Source organism: Gracilibacillus caseinilyticus (assembly GCF_022919115.1).
GTDB lineage: Bacteria > Bacillota > Bacilli > Bacillales > Amphibacillaceae > Gracilibacillus > Gracilibacillus caseinilyticus.
Genome location: NZ_CP095072.1, coordinates 2,057,742 through 2,077,176 on the forward strand (window position 1 = coordinate 2,057,742; position 19,435 = coordinate 2,077,176).

The 19,435-nt window shown below is 32.8% G+C and carries 19 protein-coding genes; all 19 read left to right on the top strand.

The genetic code is table 11. The annotated features are described in order from the left end of the window. Positions 1-22 precede the first annotated feature (22 nt). The 19 genes from MUN88_RS09760 to MUN88_RS09850 all read left to right on the top strand — a co-directional run bounded on the left by MUN88_RS09760 (position 23) and on the right by MUN88_RS09850 (position 19,324). Positions 23-787 (top strand): YveK family protein, encoded by a 765-nt coding sequence (locus tag MUN88_RS09760; protein ID WP_244723852.1) that lies wholly within the window; start codon positions 23-25, stop codon positions 785-787. After that, positions 762-1,454: a CpsD/CapB family tyrosine-protein kinase gene (locus MUN88_RS09765; RefSeq protein ID WP_244723855.1), complete on the top strand. Its 693-nt coding sequence runs from the start codon at positions 762-764 to the stop codon at positions 1,452-1,454. Before MUN88_RS09760 ends, MUN88_RS09765 begins: the two co-directional genes overlap by 26 nt. 196 nt (positions 1,455-1,650) lie before the next feature. Then, entirely contained in the window at positions 1,651-2,412 is a 762-nt protein-coding gene (locus MUN88_RS09770; RefSeq protein ID WP_244723858.1) for a tyrosine-protein phosphatase, read from the top strand. Between the two features lie 167 nt (positions 2,413-2,579). Continuing rightward, positions 2,580-3,347 (top strand): tyrosine-protein phosphatase, encoded by a 768-nt coding sequence (locus MUN88_RS09775; protein WP_244723861.1) that lies wholly within the window; start codon positions 2,580-2,582, stop codon positions 3,345-3,347. Between the two features lie 85 nt (positions 3,348-3,432). After that, positions 3,433-4,314, top strand: coding sequence for a UTP--glucose-1-phosphate uridylyltransferase GalU (gene galU, locus MUN88_RS09780; RefSeq protein WP_244723863.1), 882 nt, complete (start codon positions 3,433-3,435; stop codon positions 4,312-4,314). 24 nt (positions 4,315-4,338) lie between these two features. Then, entirely contained in the window at positions 4,339-6,168 is a 1,830-nt protein-coding gene (locus MUN88_RS09785) for a polysaccharide biosynthesis protein (RefSeq protein WP_244723865.1), read from the top strand. Between the two features lie 141 nt (positions 6,169-6,309). Then, entirely contained in the window at positions 6,310-7,425 is a 1,116-nt protein-coding gene (locus tag MUN88_RS09790) for a DegT/DnrJ/EryC1/StrS family aminotransferase (protein WP_244723867.1), read from the top strand. Beyond that, positions 7,425-8,060: a sugar transferase gene (locus MUN88_RS09795; RefSeq protein ID WP_244723869.1), complete on the top strand. Its 636-nt coding sequence runs from the start codon at positions 7,425-7,427 to the stop codon at positions 8,058-8,060. Before MUN88_RS09790 ends, MUN88_RS09795 begins: the two co-directional genes overlap by 1 nt. 4 nt (positions 8,061-8,064) lie before the next feature. Further along, a complete protein-coding gene (locus MUN88_RS09800) occupies positions 8,065-8,682 on the top strand; it encodes an acetyltransferase (RefSeq protein ID WP_244723871.1) in 618 nt (205 codons plus the stop codon). Positions 8,683-8,710: 28 nt separating this feature from the next. After that, complete coding sequence (locus tag MUN88_RS09805; RefSeq protein ID WP_244723873.1) at positions 8,711-9,877, top strand: glycosyltransferase family 2 protein; 1,167 nt, start codon at positions 8,711-8,713, stop codon at positions 9,875-9,877. Positions 9,878-9,906: 29 nt separating this feature from the next. Continuing rightward, complete coding sequence (locus tag MUN88_RS09810) at positions 9,907-10,992, top strand: glycosyltransferase family 4 protein (RefSeq protein ID WP_244723875.1); 1,086 nt, start codon at positions 9,907-9,909, stop codon at positions 10,990-10,992. A gap of 86 nt (positions 10,993-11,078) precedes the next feature. Next, positions 11,079-12,203, top strand: coding sequence for an EpsG family protein (locus MUN88_RS09815; RefSeq protein ID WP_244723877.1), 1,125 nt, complete (start codon positions 11,079-11,081; stop codon positions 12,201-12,203). A 17-nt stretch (positions 12,204-12,220) separates the two neighbouring features. After that, entirely contained in the window at positions 12,221-13,168 is a 948-nt protein-coding gene (locus MUN88_RS09820; protein ID WP_244723880.1) for a glycosyltransferase, read from the top strand. Positions 13,169-13,189: 21 nt separating this feature from the next. Further along, positions 13,190-14,461: an oligosaccharide flippase family protein gene (locus tag MUN88_RS09825; RefSeq protein ID WP_244723882.1), complete on the top strand. Its 1,272-nt coding sequence runs from the start codon at positions 13,190-13,192 to the stop codon at positions 14,459-14,461. Next, positions 14,458-14,931, top strand: coding sequence for a serine O-acetyltransferase (locus MUN88_RS09830; protein WP_244723884.1), 474 nt, complete (start codon positions 14,458-14,460; stop codon positions 14,929-14,931). Before MUN88_RS09825 ends, MUN88_RS09830 begins: the two co-directional genes overlap by 4 nt. A 159-nt stretch (positions 14,932-15,090) precedes the next feature. Further along, positions 15,091-16,155, top strand: a complete 1,065-nt coding sequence (locus MUN88_RS09835) for a GDP-mannose 4,6-dehydratase (protein ID WP_244724441.1) — start codon at positions 15,091-15,093, stop codon at positions 16,153-16,155. 16 nt (positions 16,156-16,171) lie between these two features. Further along, positions 16,172-17,371 (top strand): GHMP family kinase ATP-binding protein, encoded by a 1,200-nt coding sequence (locus MUN88_RS09840; RefSeq protein WP_244723886.1) that lies wholly within the window; start codon positions 16,172-16,174, stop codon positions 17,369-17,371. A 43-nt stretch (positions 17,372-17,414) separates the two neighbouring features. Then, positions 17,415-18,143, top strand: a complete 729-nt coding sequence (locus tag MUN88_RS09845) for a nucleotidyltransferase family protein (protein WP_244723888.1) — start codon at positions 17,415-17,417, stop codon at positions 18,141-18,143. 14 nt (positions 18,144-18,157) lie between these two features. After that, the gene (locus MUN88_RS09850; protein ID WP_244723890.1) at positions 18,158-19,324 is read left to right on the top strand and encodes a nucleotide sugar dehydrogenase; all 1,167 of its coding nucleotides are present in this window, start codon (positions 18,158-18,160) and stop codon (positions 19,322-19,324) included. The last annotated feature ends 111 nt before the right edge of the window (positions 19,325-19,435 follow it).

The window sequence follows — 19,435 nt, forward strand, 5'->3', positions numbered from 1 at the left end:
TACATGCGGAGGTTACAAAAATATGGAAGAAACGATATCACTCAAAGAGATTTTTGAAGTGTTAAAAAAGCGTTTACTGCTCATTGTTTTGTTAATGGTTGGTGCAGCAGGAGCAGCAGCAATTATCAGTTTTTTTATTTTAACCCCAACCTATCAATCTAGTACGCAGTTTATAGTTAATCAGGATACAAGTGAAACGAATAGTGTCGATATCAATCAAATTAGATCTAACTTAGAAATTATCAATACATATAATGACATTCTCACAAGTAATCGTATATTAGATCAAGTGATTGAAGAGTTGAATTTAACGATCTCTCCTAGTGCTCTTAGCGAGAAGATATCTGTGGCCAACTCAGAAAGCTCTCAAGTAGTGAAACTATCCGCGACCGATACAGATCCTGATGTAGCAGCTGACATTGCTAATACGACGATAGCCATCTTCCAAGAGGATTTACCCGAATTAATGAACGTTAATAATGTCAGTGTCTTATCGGAAGCAGTAGTACCAGCAGACCCAACACCTGTAAATCCGAAGCCAATGTTGAATACAGCGATTGCCCTTGTCATCGGTGCCATGATCGGAGTAGGTTTAGCGTTCTTATTTGAATACCTCGATAACACGGTGAAGACAGAACAAGATGTAGAAAAAACATTAGAATTACCTGTACTTGGTGTGATCTCCCATATTGATGAGAAAGATATGATGTCAATGGGAAAGCCCGTTTCCATCAGTCACAAACGAGAGAGGGGGAGCTTTAGTGGTCAGAAGAAAAAAACAGTCTAAAGTATCGAACGTTCGTCACTTAATTACGAAATTGAACCCACGCTCCCCGATTACTGAGCAGTACAAAACAATTCGAACGAATTTACAGTTCTCTTCCGTTGACGGAGATTTAAAAACCATGCTGGTTACGTCGTCTGGTCCGTCAGAAGGAAAGTCATCGACTACCGCTAACCTTGCGATTGTATTTGCGCAACAAGGTAAGAAGGTGTTGCTTATTGATGCCGATATGCGGAAGCCAACGTTGCATTATACATTTCGCATGGATAACAGAAGAGGATTAAGTAGCGTTTTAGTAGGAGAGTCAATCTTAGAAGAATCTGCATCCAGCAGTGATGTGGAAGGTCTCGATCTGTTAAGCTGTGGTCCTATTCCACCCAATCCATCTGAATTATTAGGTTCCAGAGCAATGGAGAACATGATTGGAAGAGCGAAAGAAGAATATGACATCATTTTGTTTGACACCCCACCGGTTCTTGCGGTTACCGATGCCCAAATACTAGCGAATATATGTGATGGTGCGGTGATGGTTGTTCGAAGTAACCAGACGGAAAATGATGCAGCAATCAAGGCGAAAGAGTTATTAGAGGTTGGCAATGCAAAGTTGTTAGGAGTCGTGTTGAACGACCGCGAACAGAATAAAGCGCACTATTATTATTACGGAAATTAATAATATACGTACAGAAAAGCCTGTTGACGAACGAATATATAGTCAGCAGGCTTTTCCTTATTTTACCTGTTCGATTGTAAAATTAATGTAATACGTCGAGTTATGCTTCTCAAACTATAACGAATGTGATATTCTTTATACAGAACGATACGGAAGTCTTGTAAATTTCTGAGTTCTCAAGGAAAGGGTGGTAGAAATGTTGGATATCAATCCATATATTCTTCCAGTAAATCAGGATAGTGTGAAAGATAAACTAGCTGCGCTTCAATTAGCGAAAGAAGCAGAAAAAGCTGGCATCAAGACTATTATTGCTACTCCGAAATATGTACAAGGCATACAAGAAATTAATAAAGATACGATCACGAGTTATGTAGAAACATTGAATCAAAAATTGATAGAAGAAAGTGTGAACGTGGAGATATTACCTAGTCAGACAGTTCGAATCCACGGTAATTTAGAAGAAGATTTGGAAAAAGGAAAGTACATGACATATGGTAACGACCCAACCTACATATTTCTAGAATTGATGCATGACCAAATCCCCCAGTATACAACGCAACTCTGCTATGATCTACAATTAAAAGGCTACAAACCGATTCTTGTACATCCTGAGAAGAATATTGATATTCAAAAGGATGTAAATATTTTATATAGCCTGGTTAAGAATGGTGCACTGGTACAAATAAGTGCTAGAAGTATCAATGGCAAGAAGGGTAAAAAAATTCAAAAGACCACTCAACATTTATTAAAACACAACCTTGTTCACTTTATAAGTTCAGATACTGCTGATGCTAAACAGTTTTATTTACAGCCAGCTTGGGATTCTTTGAAGAAGACATTATCTATCGAGCAAATTTATGTCTTGCAAGAGAATAGGAGCCTCTTATTAGATGGAAGAATAGTACAAGGGGAGGAGCCGGTTCGAATCAAGAAAAAGAAGATTTTTGGTTTGATATAAGCCAAAAATGGAGTCCTCCACAATTATTTTACAAAATAAATCAAAATCGACAAAAATCGTTTCCATTCTACTGTTTTCATTTCTTCCAAGTACTGCTATAATTATTCTAAAATAACAATGTGACACAAATGTGACAATTTAGATTATATAAAGGGGCGATGAATCAGATGATTGATATTCATTGTCATATCCTTCCAGGTATAGATGATGGTGCGAAACATACCGAGGAAAGTGTGCAAATGGCGAAAATTGCCGTATCGCAAGGAATTACAACGATTATTGCAACTCCACATCATCTAAATGGCAGCTATGATAACTACAAAGATGATATTATATCAGCAGTAGATCAATTGAATACTAGACTACAAGAAGAAGCAATACCTCTAACAATCCTACCCGGTCAAGAAACACGGATAAATGGAGATATGGTTACCGATTTAGAAGAAGGGAATTTACTACCACTTAATGAGAATAGTGGTTATTTATTCGTGGAATTGCCTTCCAACCATGTCCCGCGTTATACGACACAATTGATGTTTGATCTGCAATTACAAGGAATCAAGCCAATCATTGTTCACCCCGAGCGTAATAAAGAAATTATGGAAAACCCGAATATATTATATGACTTAGTGAGTAATGGTACATTGACTCAGTTAACTGCTGCAAGTATCGCTGGAAAGTTTGGGAAAAAGATCAAGAAATTAAGTTTGCAATTAATAGAAGCTAATCTAACGCATTTTATCGCCTCTGATGCACATAACACTAGAACACGAGGTTTTGTTATGCATGATGCACATACCGTCATTAAGGATGAATTTGGAACCGATGTGCTTTATTGGTTGATGGAAAATGCACAGTATATGGTGAATGGTGAGCATGTGATCGGAGAAGTTCCGGAAAGAGTTAAGAAAAGAAAGATTTTGGGAATTTTCTAATTGTTAAGGCATGAAGGATACAGTCTAGTATTAAAGGTGTATTTTAAATATATCTTTAAAAAGGCGATTTGGAGGATGATGATCCATGGAAAAAGTCAGAAAAGCAATTATTCCTGCAGCTGGTTTAGGGACAAGGTTTTTACCGGCTACGAAAGCAATGCCTAAGGAAATGTTGCCAATCGTTGATAAACCAACGATCCAATACATAATAGAAGAAGCCATTGCATCAGGAATAGAAGATATTATTATTGTAACAGGAAAAGGGAAACGTGCGATTGAGGATCACTTTGATAATAACTTTGAGTTAGAAGATAACTTACTGAAAAAGGGAAAGTTAGAGCTGTTAGAAAAAGCAAAACAACCTGCCAGTGTGGATATACACTATATTCGACAAAAAGAACCATTAGGACTTGGTCATGCTGTATGGTGTGCTCGCAAATTTATCGGAAATGAACCATTCGCGGTATTGCTTGGTGATGATATTGTCCAGTCAGACAGGCCATGTTTGGAACAATTGATTGATGAGTATGAACGCACAGGTGGTTCCATCATCGGCGTGCAACAGGTACCGGAAAACGAAACACATCGATATGGCATTGTGGATCCAAATCAAAAGGATGGCAACAGTTACTCTGTCAAGCAGTTTGTAGAGAAACCAGAAAAGGGTACAGCACCATCGAATCTAGCGATCATGGGACGTTATGTCCTTTCACCAAAAATTTTTCAATATTTAGAACAAAAAGAAATTGGTGCCGGTGGTGAAATTCAATTAACCGACGCTATACAGCAATTAAATCAGTCTCAAAGTGTATTTGCTTTGGATTTCGATGGAAGAAGATATGACGTAGGTGAAAAGCTTGGTTTTATCAAAACGACGATTGAATTTGCGATACAAAATGAAGAAATAGGTCCTGAAGTGCGCGAATTAATTGATCAACTGGCAAGTGAATGTAAAGTGAGACAATAATAATGAGATGGAAGGGATCTACTGATGGGGTATAAACAACGAATATTATTATTAGTGTTACTAGACTCAATCATTGTAAGCACAGCCATTTTTATCGCTTCCTGGATAGTCTATCCGAATTATTCGTTAGAGAATATGAAAGTAGTGGCAATTACGTCCATTGCGCTGCTTCTCTTTCATCACTTGTTTGCCTCTATTTATAAGCTCTATCACAAGGTATGGGCATATGCGAGTGTTGGTGAATTAATTGCGATTGTGAAGGCAATAACCTTTACAATCGTAGCGACAGCAATTGTACAGTACTTATTCAATGATTTTACGATTTATAAGCGAGCACTTATTGTTACATGGCTACTACATATTATGCTTATCGGAGGATCGCGATTTGTCTGGAGAGTTTACCGCGACCGTTTTATGCACGATAAGAAAAACAAAAAACGAACATTAATTGTCGGTGCAGGATCAGCTGGTGCTATGATCGCAAGGCAGTTAAAAAATGAACAGCAGCATAATGATCTATTGCCCGTAGCCTTTGTCGATGATGATATATCGAAGCATAAAATGCAATTGTATGATATTCCGGTTGCAGGAAGCACAGCAGAAATTCCTGAGGTAGTGTCTAATTTAGAAATCGATCAAATCGTTATTGCAATCCCTTCATTAACAAATGCCGCATTATCTGAATTAGTTACTATTTGCAATAACACTAATAAAAAAGTACAGATGGTGCCGAAAATCGAGGATATAGTCTCGGGTAAAATTTCAGTTAGTTCATTAAAAAATGTCGATGTAGAAGATGTACTCGGTCGAGAGCCAGTCGAATTAGATATTGATTCTATTTCAGAATATGTCACAAATAACACCGTGATGGTAACGGGAGCAGGAGGCTCAATCGGGTCTGAAATTTGCAGGCAGTTAATCCGATTTACGCCAAACAAGATTCTATTAGTCGGACACGGTGAGTTTAGTATTTACTCAATTGACATGGAGTTACGAAATAAATACAAAGATTCAGATATTGAAATTATTCCTATTATTGCAGATGTACAAGACCGTGAACGAATTTTCGAAATTGTTCAGGATCATAATCCGAGAATTATCTATCATGCAGCAGCACACAAACATGTTCCATTAATGGAATACAATCCACACGAAGCAGTCAAGAACAATATCATTGGTACAAAGAACGTAGCGGATGCGGCGGATACTTTTGGCATTCATACTTTTGTTTTAGTTTCTACAGATAAAGCCGTTAACCCTACTAATGTAATGGGCGCAACAAAACGTGTGGCTGAGATGGTTGTGCAGAACTTAGCCAAATCAAGTAAGACAAAATTCGTTGCTGTACGATTTGGTAATGTACTTGGTAGTCGTGGTAGTGTAATTCCACTGTTCAAAAAACAAATTGAAAAAGGTGGTCCGGTTACAGTTACACACCCTGATATGACAAGATATTTTATGACGATTCCGGAAGCATCAAGACTCGTTATTCAAGCAGGTACACTAGCACGTGGTGGAGAGATTTTTGTATTGGATATGGGTGAGCCTGTTAAAATTGTCGATTTAGCAAGGAATTTGGTTAAGTTATCTGGTTACACAGAATCTGAAATTCCAATTAAATATTCTGGTATTAGGCCTGGTGAGAAATTGTATGAGGAACTGTTAGGAGAGGATGAAGTACACCCTAAGGCAATTTATGAAAAAATATATATTGGAAAGACAATTGCAGTAGAGCAAGATAGCTTATTTGAATTGATAAATACATTTACAAAGCATGATAAACAGCAATTAAAGGAACATTTAATGGACATTGTATATTCCAAAAAAATCAAAAAAGTTGAGTCTGTTAATTAATCTACTATTAACCATACTAATAGTACTTAGTATGGTTATAGGATTGTTCATAGAAAATTGTTTAAATTGAAATGAAATCAAACTTTAAAGGAAATTAATTTTGTTAAGTCATATTAAATACCGGGAAGGAAGTCTAGCGTTATGGCAGAAAGGATTTATCTCGCATCTCCTCATATGAGTGAGGAAGGCTATGAACAAAAATATGTTCAAGAAGCATTTGATACTAATTGGATAGCACCTCTTGGAACTAATGTCAATGAATTTGAAAAAGAATTGGCTACTAAGGTAGGAATTAAATCAGCAGCAGCACTAAGCTCTGGTACTGCTGCAATTCATCTAGCACTTAAAGCAGCTGGAGTAGGTGAAGGAGATATTGTGTTTTGCCCGACATTAACCTTCTCTGCAACTGCTAATCCGATAATCTATCAAAATGCAACTCCAGTGTTTATCGATAGTAATGAAGAAACTTGGAACATGGATCCTACAGCTTTGGAAGAGGCGTTTAACAAATACCCAGAAGTAAAAGCTGTGATTGTTGTTCATTTATATGGCTTATCAGCTGATATGGATAGAATTATGGAGGTCTGTAATAAACACAAAACAATAGTAATTGAAGATGCAGCAGAATCCTTGGGAGGATTTTACAAAGGGAAACAGACTGGTACATTTGGGGATTATGGTATCTACTCATTTAATGGGAATAAAATTATTACCACTTCTGGTGGCGGGATGCTTATTTCAAACAATGAAGAAAAAATTGCAAAAGCTAGGTTTTGGGCGACTCAATCTAGAGATCAAGCTCAACATTATCAACATAGCGAACTTGGATATAATTATAGAATGAGTAATGTAGTAGCTGGTATAGGCCGCGGGCAACTGAAAGTGTTAGACAAACGAGTAGAGAAGAAGAAGTATATATTTGAATATTATAAAAAGGAGCTGAGTAATTTAGAGGGAATAGAATTTATGCCTGTTAATGAATGGGATGAGCCAAATTATTGGTTGAGTTCGTTTACTCTTTCAGGATTAGTGAGACCAAACGACATATTTGAAGCACTTGAAAGAGAGAATATTGAATCCAGACCTATATGGAAACCAATGCATATACAGCCCTTTTTTGAGAAATATGATTTTGTAGGGTTCAATGTATCCGAGCAGTTATTTGAAAATGGAGTATGTCTACCTTCTGATACGAAAATGACGGATAGTGATTTATGTAAAATTGTAAAAATTATCAAAGGGTTGTGGTTGCAGTAATGAAAAGATTCAGAAGTAATTTTTATTGTAGCTTTGTCAAACGACCATTGGACTTCATTTTATCCTTGTTAGCAATTATTGTTTTAAGTTTTGTATTTATTGTGATAGCAGTTTTAGTAAAAATCAAACTAGGTAGTCCAGTACTTTTTAAACAACAAAGACCAGGGATGGATGAAAAAATTTTTATGATGTATAAGTTTCGGACGATGACTGATGAAAAAGATAAGGAAGGAGATTTATTGGCTGATCATATCAGATTAACGAAATTTGGGAAGTTTTTAAGATCAACATCTCTAGATGAGCTCCCTGAATTATTTAATATTCTTAAAGGTGATATGTCAATTGTTGGTCCAAGACCATTATTAGTTCAATATCTTTCTCTTTATAATGAACAACAAAGACGTCGCCATAATGTAAGACCAGGTTTATCAGGGCTAGCACAGATTAGTGGAAGAAATACAATTAGTTGGGAAGATAAATTTAAACTAGACGTTGAATACGTTGAAAGTGTGAATTTTGCTTTGGACTTAAAGATAATATTTTTCACATTTAAGAAGGTATTTGTTAGAGAAGGAATTAATTCAGAAAGTTCAGCTACTGTTGAACCATTTAAAGGCTATGAACAGGAAAGGTAGATTTATGAACAAAAAATTGTTAATCATAGGTGCAAGTGGTCATGGGAAGGTAGTAGCTGATATTGCATTGAAGATGAAAAATTGGGAGACAGTTGTATTTCTTGATGATAATGAAAAAATCACAAAATCATTGGGATTAAAGGTCGTTGGAACTTCCAAAGATATTGATGATTATTTAGATGAATATGATATATTTGTCGGTATTGGAAATAACAATACAAGAGAGAAAGTCCAAAATAAGTTGATTTCAATAGGGGCAAGTATTCCTTCATTAATTCACCCCAATGCCATTATTGGAGAAGAAGTAGAAATTGGAAAAGGAACAGCTATAATGGCGGGTGCTATTATTAATTCTTGTACAACAATAGGAAACGGCTGTATTATCAACACCGCTTCTACTATAGATCATGACAATATCGTTAAAGATTATGTTCATGTATCGCCTGGAGCACATCTAGCAGGTACAGTAGAAGTAGGTAAAGCTTCATGGATTGGAATTGGTAGTATAATAATTAATAATACTAGTATCAAAAATGATTGTATAGTTGGTGCTGGAGCAGTAGTGATAAATGATTTGACGGAATCAGGAACTTATGTTGGAGTTCCTGCAAAAATTACATAAAAGAGCTGAAGCTAGAGGGAGACATTTTATGGAATTGTTATGGGAGATTCTATTTTATCTTAGTGGCTTTATAATAGTGTGGGCTATGGTAGGATACCCGTTGTCTTTAAAACTAATTGGTCATCTATATAAAAGTAAAACTCTAAAAAAAGATTATTCGCATCAACCTACTGTAACTCTTATGGTAGTTGCTCACAATGAGGAAAAAATAATACTCGAAAAATTAAATAATATCATAAAATTAAACTATCCAAAAGAAAAATTAGAGTTTTTAGTTGCTTCGGATAATAGTACAGATAAGACTAATGAAATTGTAACGAAGTTTATAAATGAGCATTCAGAATATAAGATTCGACTATACGAAGTGAAAGCCCGAAAAGGTAAAACTAATGCTCAAAATGAAGCTCAGAAAACCGTAGATACAGACTATCTTGTAATGACTGATGCAAATTCTATGATGGATAAGAATTCCGTTAAAGAATTAATGGCAGCTTTTACCTCAGATGATATTGCATATGTGACTGGTGGTTTGCGTTTTGTCAATCAAGAATCTAGTGATGTGAGTAATGCTGAATCAAGCTATTGGGATTCGGACTTGTTAACTAGAAATATTGAAAGTAAAATTCAAACAATTACTGCAGGTAATGGCGCTATATATGCTTGTCGAACAAAGGACTACTATGATTTTGATCCAATTGAGTGTCATGACAGTGCTATGCCAACTTTATATGCAATTCAAGGTAAGAGAGCTATTGCTAATCATGATGCGATAGCATATGAAAAGGCTGGAGAAGTAATAGAAGATGAATTCGGTCGCAAAGTAAGAATGAATCGAATAATTTTGAAGTATATTTTACCAGATATACGAATTTTGAATGCCTTTAAATACAAATGGTTCACTTATTTTTATTTAGGTCATAGAACCTTTAGATATTTATTATGGATATCACATTTTATTTTATTTATATCCAATGCTATCTTAATGCTAGACTCATGGATATATACTGCTACTTTTTTCATGCAACTGCTGTTTTATTTATTAGGCTTTATTAAAAAAATAACAAAATCAAACAATAAGTACTTAACTTTAATATACTATTATTGCATTACAATACTTGCCCAATGGGTTGGTGTATTTAATGTGATGACAGGAGAGGCGAAACCATTTTGGGAGAAAGCAGAAAGTACTAGGTAATAAAAAAATATAAAAATGGAGTTTGAAAAATGAAAATATGTTATTTGGCAGATATTAATAATTATCACACAAAAAAATGGGTTGAATATTTTTCGTCTATAGGTCATGAAATTATTGTGATATCTTTAGCAAATGGACAAATAAAAAACTGCAAGTCATATTGTTTCGGGTTTTCTAATGTTAAACATACTAGTTTATTTAAAAAGGTAAAATATTTAACTTATATAAAAAAAATTAAAGAGATATTAAAAAAAGAGAAACCAGATTTACTTCATGCTCATTATGCAAGTAGTTATGGCTTATTAAGTGTTTTATCAGGATATAAACCTAGTATAGTATCACTTTGGGGTTCTGATATTTTGTTATTTCCTAAAAAAACATTTATTCACAAATTTATAATTACACGAGTATTGAATGGCGATAACTTTTTATTTTCAACAAGTGATTATATGATTAGTGAATCCAAACAATATCTAAAAAAAAATAAACAAATTCATTTAACTCCTTTTGGTGTTAACACCAATAAGTTTAAACCAGTTGAAAATAAAGATAAAAAAAATGAAACTTTTATTATAGGAGTTAACAAATCACTTGAAACTATTTCTGGAATTGATGTTCTACTTAAAGCATTTAATCAATTTATGAAAAAAAATGATCGTCCACAGGTAGAGTTAAGAATTGCAGGAAAAGGAAGTAAAAAAGGATATTTTTTGGATTTATGCAAAGAATTAAGTATAGAAAAATACGTAAAGTTCTATGGGTACTTAAATGAGGATGAGGTGGTTAAATTTTTACAAGATTTAGATTTAGCTGTATATCCTTCAAGATCAGAAAGTTTTGGAGTTTCAGCAGTTGAGGCTCAAGCATGTGGTATACCTGTTATTGCAAGCGATGTAGATGGATTCAAAGAATCTACAATGCCTGGGGAAACAGCATTATTATTTGAAAGTGAAAATGAATTAGAATTATGCCATAAGATACAAATTTTATATAGAAATCAGGCAAAAAGAAAATCAATGAGTCAAAAAGCTATAGGTTTTGTTATTGATAAATTTAATTTACGGAACAATTTTAATGAAGTTGAGATAAAATATATAGAAATATCTAACTCTTAATAATTTGATTAAATGTATAGATGAATATTTTATCTGAGGATGTTAAAAATTCAAAAATGGTTGTATACGAATGAGGTTCTGAATAAATGTTTCATATAGACTTAAAATCGTTAGTAATCTACTCAAGTGTATTTATTGTATCAATTTTATTTATAAAAGAATATCAGAAGAAATGTAGTTATTACGATTCAAGTGTTGAGATTAAATCAAATGATATTGTAAAAAGGTATACGTGTCTTTTTTTTGTTTCGCTAATTCCTACATTAATCGCAGGTTTAAGATATGGTGTAGGTACAGATTATTTTAATTACTGGGACATGTTTTATTGGTATAATGACCTATCTTTAAAGGAGCTACTAATTAATGAAAATGAAAGATTTTTTAAACTTGTAATAATAATTTCAGATTTTCTTTTTCAAAATCCAATTTGGATGTTTGTATTAAGTCATTTTATTACAATGATGTTTCTTCTAGCTGCTGTGACTACATATAAAAATAAGTTTTCGTATTCATTTTCTTTGTTTATTTTCTTTATGTCATTTTGGTCATTTTCTTTAAATATAACTAGGCAGTTTATTGCAGTTACTATTGTGTTGTTTGCTATAAAATATATCTTACGTAGATCTTTTGTTAAATACGTAATTTTCATACTAATAGCTACTCAGTTTCATATGTCAGCTATAATTTGCATTATTTTTTATTTTTTAAATTTTAAAAAATCAACTTTAATACAGTATTTGTATTATTTAATGATAATATTTACTCCTATAGTGTTGCCTTTTTTAATTATTTTAATAAGTAAAATACCTCTTTTTCAAGAATATACTACGACATATGAACTGGGAAATCCATTTCAAATTGATTTTATATACTCAGCTAAAACATTTTTTTGGTTTTTAATATTAGTAGGTCCAATAATATTTTATAAGAACGGTGTAGTTAATCAAAAATATAATGTGTTATTTAATATTTTAATATTAGAATTGCCACTAGTGTATATGGGTAATTTTAATCTGTTTGCAAATCGACTAGCTTTATTCCCCCAAATAATTCAAATTATTATCATTCCTTTAGTAATAAGTTCTATAAAGAATCCTAAAGAGAAGAGGCTAGTTTTTGTTTATTATTGTATTTTATATTTGTTTATATATTTACAGAGGTTTGTGTTCTCAAACCAAGGAGATATATTTCCTTATATAAGTATTTTTTAAAGGAAGGGATATAAGTAGTGAATGATTTAATTAGTGTAATAATGAGTACCTACAATGAAAATAGAAGCGAATTGTTTGACTCTATAAATTCAATTTTAAATCAAAGTTATAAAAATTTAGAATTTATTATTGTTTTAGATAAACCTGATAATTTTGAGATAAAAAAAATACTTGATGAATTTAAAATAAATGATAGCAGAATCAAAGTTATATTTAACAAAAAAAATCTAGGTTTAGCAGAATCATTGAATGAAGGTATTTATACTGCCAAAGGAACTTTTCTAGCAAGAATGGACGCTGATGATATTGCTTTTCCAGATAGAATTGAAAAACAATTAAATTATATTAAAAATTATGACTTCGACATGATCTCTACCAATAGAATTGATATAGATGAATCAGGCAAAGAAATTTCAAATAAATCTTCTTTGCCAAAAAATAGTGAAATTCACAAGTTGTTACCGGTTGGGAATTTTATTAATCATCCTACTGTTTTTATTAAAAAGGAAGTTATTAAAAAAGTCGGAGGATATAGAAATTTTAAATCTGCTCAAGATTACGATTTATGGCTAAGGCTTTTATCTAGTGGGTATAAGATTGGTATACTTGACGAGCCTTTGTTGTATTATAGAATAAGAAATCAAGGGATATCACAGAGCGATAAATATAGACAATTTCTATTTACTCAGTATCAACAAAAATTATTTTATGAAAGAATGGAAGGAAAAGAAGATAGCTTTTCAGAAGAAAATTTAGAGTTGTTTTTAAATAAAAACAGATACAATGATCCTGTTTATAAGGAAAAATTTAATACTGTAAATCAGAAACTGGAAAAAGGCTTGTTGCTCTTAAAAAGAAAAGAATATAGAAAATCTTTTGCATTACTTTTACAATCAATGCTACTGAACAAACATGTTGCTAAGAAATTTTTTAGTATTATGAAATATAAAATATATTCGTCTTGAAATAAAAATTAATTTGAGAGTGTGATTAAACTGCAAAAAGGAGTTTTTAGTAACCCTTATATTGTTTCAATTATATCTAAACTTAATATGGTGATTCTTGGCTTTGTTAATTCGGTATTAATAAGTAGATATTTAGGACCTGAGTTGCTTGGACATTATTCGTATATTATTAATTTTGTGAATATATTTTCATTAATGTTAACTTTGAGTATTGGTCAATCATATCCATATTTTAAAAAAAAATATGGAGAAAAGGTACAATCTAAATTTATAAATATTATCTATATTCAACTTTTAGTATACTTGTTCTTAGCTTTTTCAATATTTTCTTTAAGTGATAATAAGACTGCTAATATTATTGTTGTGGTTAGTATTTTAACTCAATTCAACTTACAAATTGGCTTCATTTCTTTAATAATTAATTTATTTAGGAAAAACGTTATTACTATTTATACCTCTATAATAAATACTTTACTGCTTTGTTCAGTTTTCTTTTTGTCTGTTAAAAATCTTGATTTAGTAATTTTTGTATTGATTTTTAATTTAATTTTAAATTCTTTATGGCTTATATTTAAAATTAAAATTTTTCCAACATCATTAGAGTTTAGTTTTTCATTTTTTAAGAATGTTTTATTTTTTGCTTTTTTTCCGATGATGACCAGTTTATTAATTATGCTTAATTATAATTTAGATATTATCATATTGGAAAGGTTTGTTGGCTTTGAGGAGATTGGTATATATAGTGTAGGCGTTACATTAGCAAAAATGCTTTGGATAATTCCTGATGCATTTAAAGATGTGTTATTTAATAAAACTGCCAATAAAGATTCCATAGAAGATATAAAATTTAGTATAAAGATTAATGTGATTATAAGCTTTCTTGTGATTTTGTGTTTTTCATTCTTGGGACACCTGTTTATTAGATTATTTTATGGTAATGAATTTATTAATTCTTTTGATATTACTCTAATATTATTTCTCGGAAGTGTGCCGATGATATTTTTCAAAATGATAAACACTTTGTATATTGCTAATGGGAAACAGAAGTTCTCTTTTGTTATCTTGTTATTAGCAGTAACATCAAATGTTGTTTTGAACTGTATATTCATACCATTATTCGGGTTATATGGTGCCGCAATCACATCAGTTTTAACTTATACTTTTAGTGGAGTAATCTTCTTAAGGTCATTTATGAAAAGTTATAAAATTAGTGTTAGAGAAATTTTTCTAATTGAAAGAAGTGAATTTGATAAATTAAAAGAAATTACGAAAAAGAAAGTAGGCAAGTCATGAGACTTTTTAAAAAAATATATCAGTTTCTATTTCATCCATCAATAAAGTCAGTGAGATTAGCTAGATTAACAGTTAAGGCACATGCAAAGAATTATATAATTATTTCTAATATGTTTAGAAATAGATTATTACATAAGTATGGTATTCATATCGGGAAAAAAACTCAACTTGGAGAGAATCTAAAGTTCCCACATCCTAATGGTATAATTATAGGAGATGATGTGGTTATAGGAAGTAATTGTACAATTTACCATCAGGTTACTCTCGGCAAAAAGAATGGTAGTTTAGACTACGAAAAAGATTATCCTGTTATAGGAAATAATGTTACTATTTTTCCTGGAGCAAAGATTATCGGAAAAATAACTATAGAAGATAATGTAACTGTTGCAGCAAATAGTGTTGTCTTGGCTGATGTAGAAGCAAATAGTGTTTGTGCTGGTATTCCAGCTAAAGTCATTAAGAAAAAATAGATAAAAGACTACTAATAAGAATGAAAATATTTAGTTAACCTTTAACAATTAGAATATAAGTTATTTTTAGTTCCTAAATTTACGTGGTTATTCATATTAAACTCTGAACTTGGAAGAATATTTATTTGATTTGTTTAATAATCGGGGAGGAATTTTATGATGCATTTGAATAATAAAAAGGAAAAAAAAACCTATTTAGTAACAGGTTCGGCAGGTTTTATAGGATATTTTGTATGCAAAAAGTTACTATTTCAAGGGTCTTCGGTAATAGGGATAGACAATTTAAATGATTATTATGATGTTAACCTCAAACAAACTCGATTGGAAGATCTTAATACTTATGAAAATTTTACTTTCTTTCAAGAAGATATCTCTGATAGGAGTGCACTTGAGAATGTTTTCTTAAAATATAAACCTAACATTGTAATAAATCTAGCTGCACAAGCAGGTGTTCGTTATTCTATAGAAAACCCAGATGTTTACATGCAAAGTAATGTAACAGGTTTCTATAATATATTAGAAGCTTGCCGTCATTTTCCAGTTGATCATTTAATCTATGCCTCATCTAGTTCCGTGTACGGTGCAAATAAAAAAGTCCCATTTGAAGAAACAGATTTTGTCGACCATCCAGTATCACTTTATGCATCAACAAAGAAATCAAATGAATTAATGGCTCATACGTATAGTCACCTTTACGACATCCCAGCAACTGGTTTACGCTTCTTTACCGTGTATGGTCCTATGGGTAGACCGGATATGGCATATTATGGTTTTACAGATAAATACTTTGCAGGTGAACCAATAAAGATCTTTAATAACGGTGATTTTGAAAATGATTTATATCGTGATTTTACTTATATTGATGACATAGTAGAAGGAATAGTTAAGCTAATTCCACGCACCCCAAGTGGTGAAGGCGATGTAAAACATGAAATCTTTAATATCGGTAATAACAACCCAGAGAAATTGATGCATTTCATTACTTCTTTAGAGAATGCCCTTAGTAAGTCCTTGGGTAAAACAGTCGAGTTTAACAAAATCTATGAACCAATTAAACCAGGTGATGTACCGAGAACATATGCATCTACTGACCGATTACATCAGGCAGTGGGATTCAAGCCAAAAACATCGATTGAGGAAGGTTTGCAAAAATTTGCAGATTGGTATGTCCAGTATCACAAGTTAACTGAAAATGCGAAGGAAGTGCAAGTTACTAACTCATAAATGGGGTTATATAATCATGCAGGAACTTGTTAATAGATTTAATCAAATATTTGGCGAGAAAGAAGTAGAAATGATTCGTTCACCTTTACGAATATGTCCATTAGGTGCACATGTAGACCACCAAGGCGGTATCGTAACTGGTATGGCATTAGATGCTAATGTAGAGATGGTTTTTGCACCTTCAAATGACGGTTATATTCAGGTAAGAAGTATGGATTTTGCGGATGAGGAGTACTTTCATATGGATCGAGTACCGGAGATGTTACCTGGATTTTGGGGTAACTATCTTCGTGGTACAGTTCTTTCCTTGCAACAGAATCGGAAATTACAGTATGGCTTAGAAGCAGTGATTAGTGGGAAATTACCAATAGGTGGATTAAGCTCTTCTGCAGCAGTAACAACTGCCTATTTGATGGCTTTAGCAGAAGTGAATGATTTAGACATCACGAAGGAAGAATTGGTTGGCTACAGTCACTGGGTTGAGACTGAATTTATCGGCTTAAAGAATGGTATTTTAGATCAGTCTGCTAATATCTTGAGTAAGAATAATCAATTGCTAGTAATGGACTGCAAATCAAGCGAGCATTATTTAGTAAACAAATCGAATGACATGCCTAACTTTGAAGTGATTGTCGTTTACTCTGGTGTAAGCAAGGCATTGATTGGTACTGATTATAATAACAGAGTGGATGAATGTAAAGTTGCAGGCTGGATTGTGGAAGACTTGGCTGGGAATGAACGTACTTCATTGCAAGATGTGAGTTTAAGAAATATTTCAGAATCGAATTATCATAAGTTCGGTGACCAAGTACCAGGTAAATTTCGTAAGCGAATGGATCACTTTTTTACTGAACAACAACGTGTACAACAAGGAATAGAGGCATGGGAACAAGGTAATATTGAGCAATTTGGTAAATTGATGTTTGAATCGGGGGAAAGCTCCATTTATCAATATGAATCCGGTTGCCCAGAGCTGATCACTATTTATGAACTGTTAAAAGAAACAGAAGGTGTTTATGGGGCACGTTTCAGTGGTGCAGGTTACAGAGGATGTTGTATTGGATTGGTTAATCCAGCATATAAGGAACAAATCAAAGAACACATCGATAAAATTTACCCCATTCAACATCCTGCATACAAATACAAATACAAAGTTCACTTTTGTAAATTAAATGATGGTGCACATATTGTAGATCGTATAAAATTAAACCAATAATCAAACTAAAAATTGTTCAACCATGCTTTCTGGAGGGAAAAAGATGAAATGTATTATTTTAGCTGCCGGCTATGCCACAAGATTATATCCCTTAACGAAGAATAAAGCGAAACCTTTACTGGAAGTAGCGGGGAAACCAATATTGAATCACATTATCGAAAAGGTGGAGAAAATAGATTCAATAGACGAAGTATACATAGTCACCAATGAGAAATTCACTTCAAGTTTTCAAGAATGGGTTACTAACTATCAAGGGGATAAACTAGTAACCGTTGTAAATGATCATACAACAACAAATGATAATCGATTAGGTGCAATTGCTGATATACAGTATGTATTAGAGCGTCATGAGATCAATGAAGATATAATGGTCTTAGCAGGTGATAATCTCTTCGAATTTGAATTATTAGATTTCGTGCATTTCTATCACGAGGTGAATGCAGATTGTATTTCCTCACATGAATTAGATGACATTGAAGAAATGAAACGAACGGGGATTGTCGAAGTGAATGAAGAGGGGATTGTAGCTTCCTTTGAAGAGAAACCATCAAAGCCGAAATCAAATTTAGCTGTACCACCATTTTATTTATATAAATCATCAACTCTACCGTTATTCAAGCAATATTTAGCAGAAGGAAATAATCCGGATGCTCCGGGTAATTTTATTCCATGGCTGATTCAGCGACGAAATGTATATGCCTTTACTTTTGAAGGTTTGCGACATGATATTGGTACCATGGAAAGCTATGAGAAAGTACAAAAATTATTTTAGGGGAGTAGAGAGAAATGAAAGTAACAGTAGCGGGGACAGGCTATGTCGGATTATCTAATGCCGTTTTATTAGCGCAGCATAATGAAGTGACAGCAACCGATATTATGGAAGAGAAAGTTAGGATGATTAACCACAAGAAATCACCAATAGTTGATGATGAAATTCAAACTTATTTGGAAACAAAAGATTTGAATTTGGTAGCGACAACCGATGTACATCAGGCTTATGAAAATGCTGAATTTGTGATTATATCCACACCAACCAATTATGATCCAGATCGTAATTATTTTGATACAAGTACTGTTAATAATGTAATTGAAACTGTTTTGAATATTAATCCTGAGGCTGTAATGGTCATTAAGTCTACGATTCCAGTAGGTTATACATTGGAACTTCGAGAAAAGTTTAAAACAGATAATATAATATTTTCACCAGAATTTTTACGTGAAGGACAGGCTTTATATGATAATTTGTATCCATCTCGAATTGTTGTAGGTGAGAAATCAGAGCGTGCTCGTACGCTTGCAAACCTTCTAGCCGAAGGTGCGATCAAAGATGATATTAAAATTCTGTATACGGATTCAACAGAAGCAGAAGCGATAAAATTATTCGCAAATACATATCTAGCTATGCGTGTTGCGTTTTTCAACGAGTTAGATACTTATGCAGAAGTACGTGATTTAAATGCCAAACAAATAATTGAAGGAGTCGGTTTGGATCCGCGTATTGGAGACCACTATAATAACCCTTCATTTGGATATGGTGGTTATTGCTTGCCAAAAGACACGAAGCAATTACTAGCTAATTATCAAGATGTACCAAATAATATTATTGGTGCAATTGTAGATGCAAATAGAACCCGTAAGGATCATATTGCGGACAGGATTCTTGCGAAGAAGCCATCTGTTGTAGGTATTTATCGTTTAACAATGAAAAAAGACTCTGATAATTTCAGACAATCTGCTATACAAGGTGTAATGAAACGTATTAAAGCTAAAGGTATAGAGATCGTTGTCTATGAACCGGTATTAACTGAGGATGAATTCTATGGTTCTCGTGTAGTGAAGGATTTTAGAGAATTTAAAGGCATATCAGATGTAATTGTGGCGAATCGGCTGACAGATGATGTTAGAGATGTTGAGGAAAAAGTATTTACGAGGGATTTGTTTAGTAGAGATTAAGAGATTTGAGAACACCAACCACTTGATAAAGTGGTTGGTATTTTAGTCAGATATAGAAAAGTAGGCTCCATTATATATGTTGGGGTTTGAAAAAATTAAGCATAATAAAAC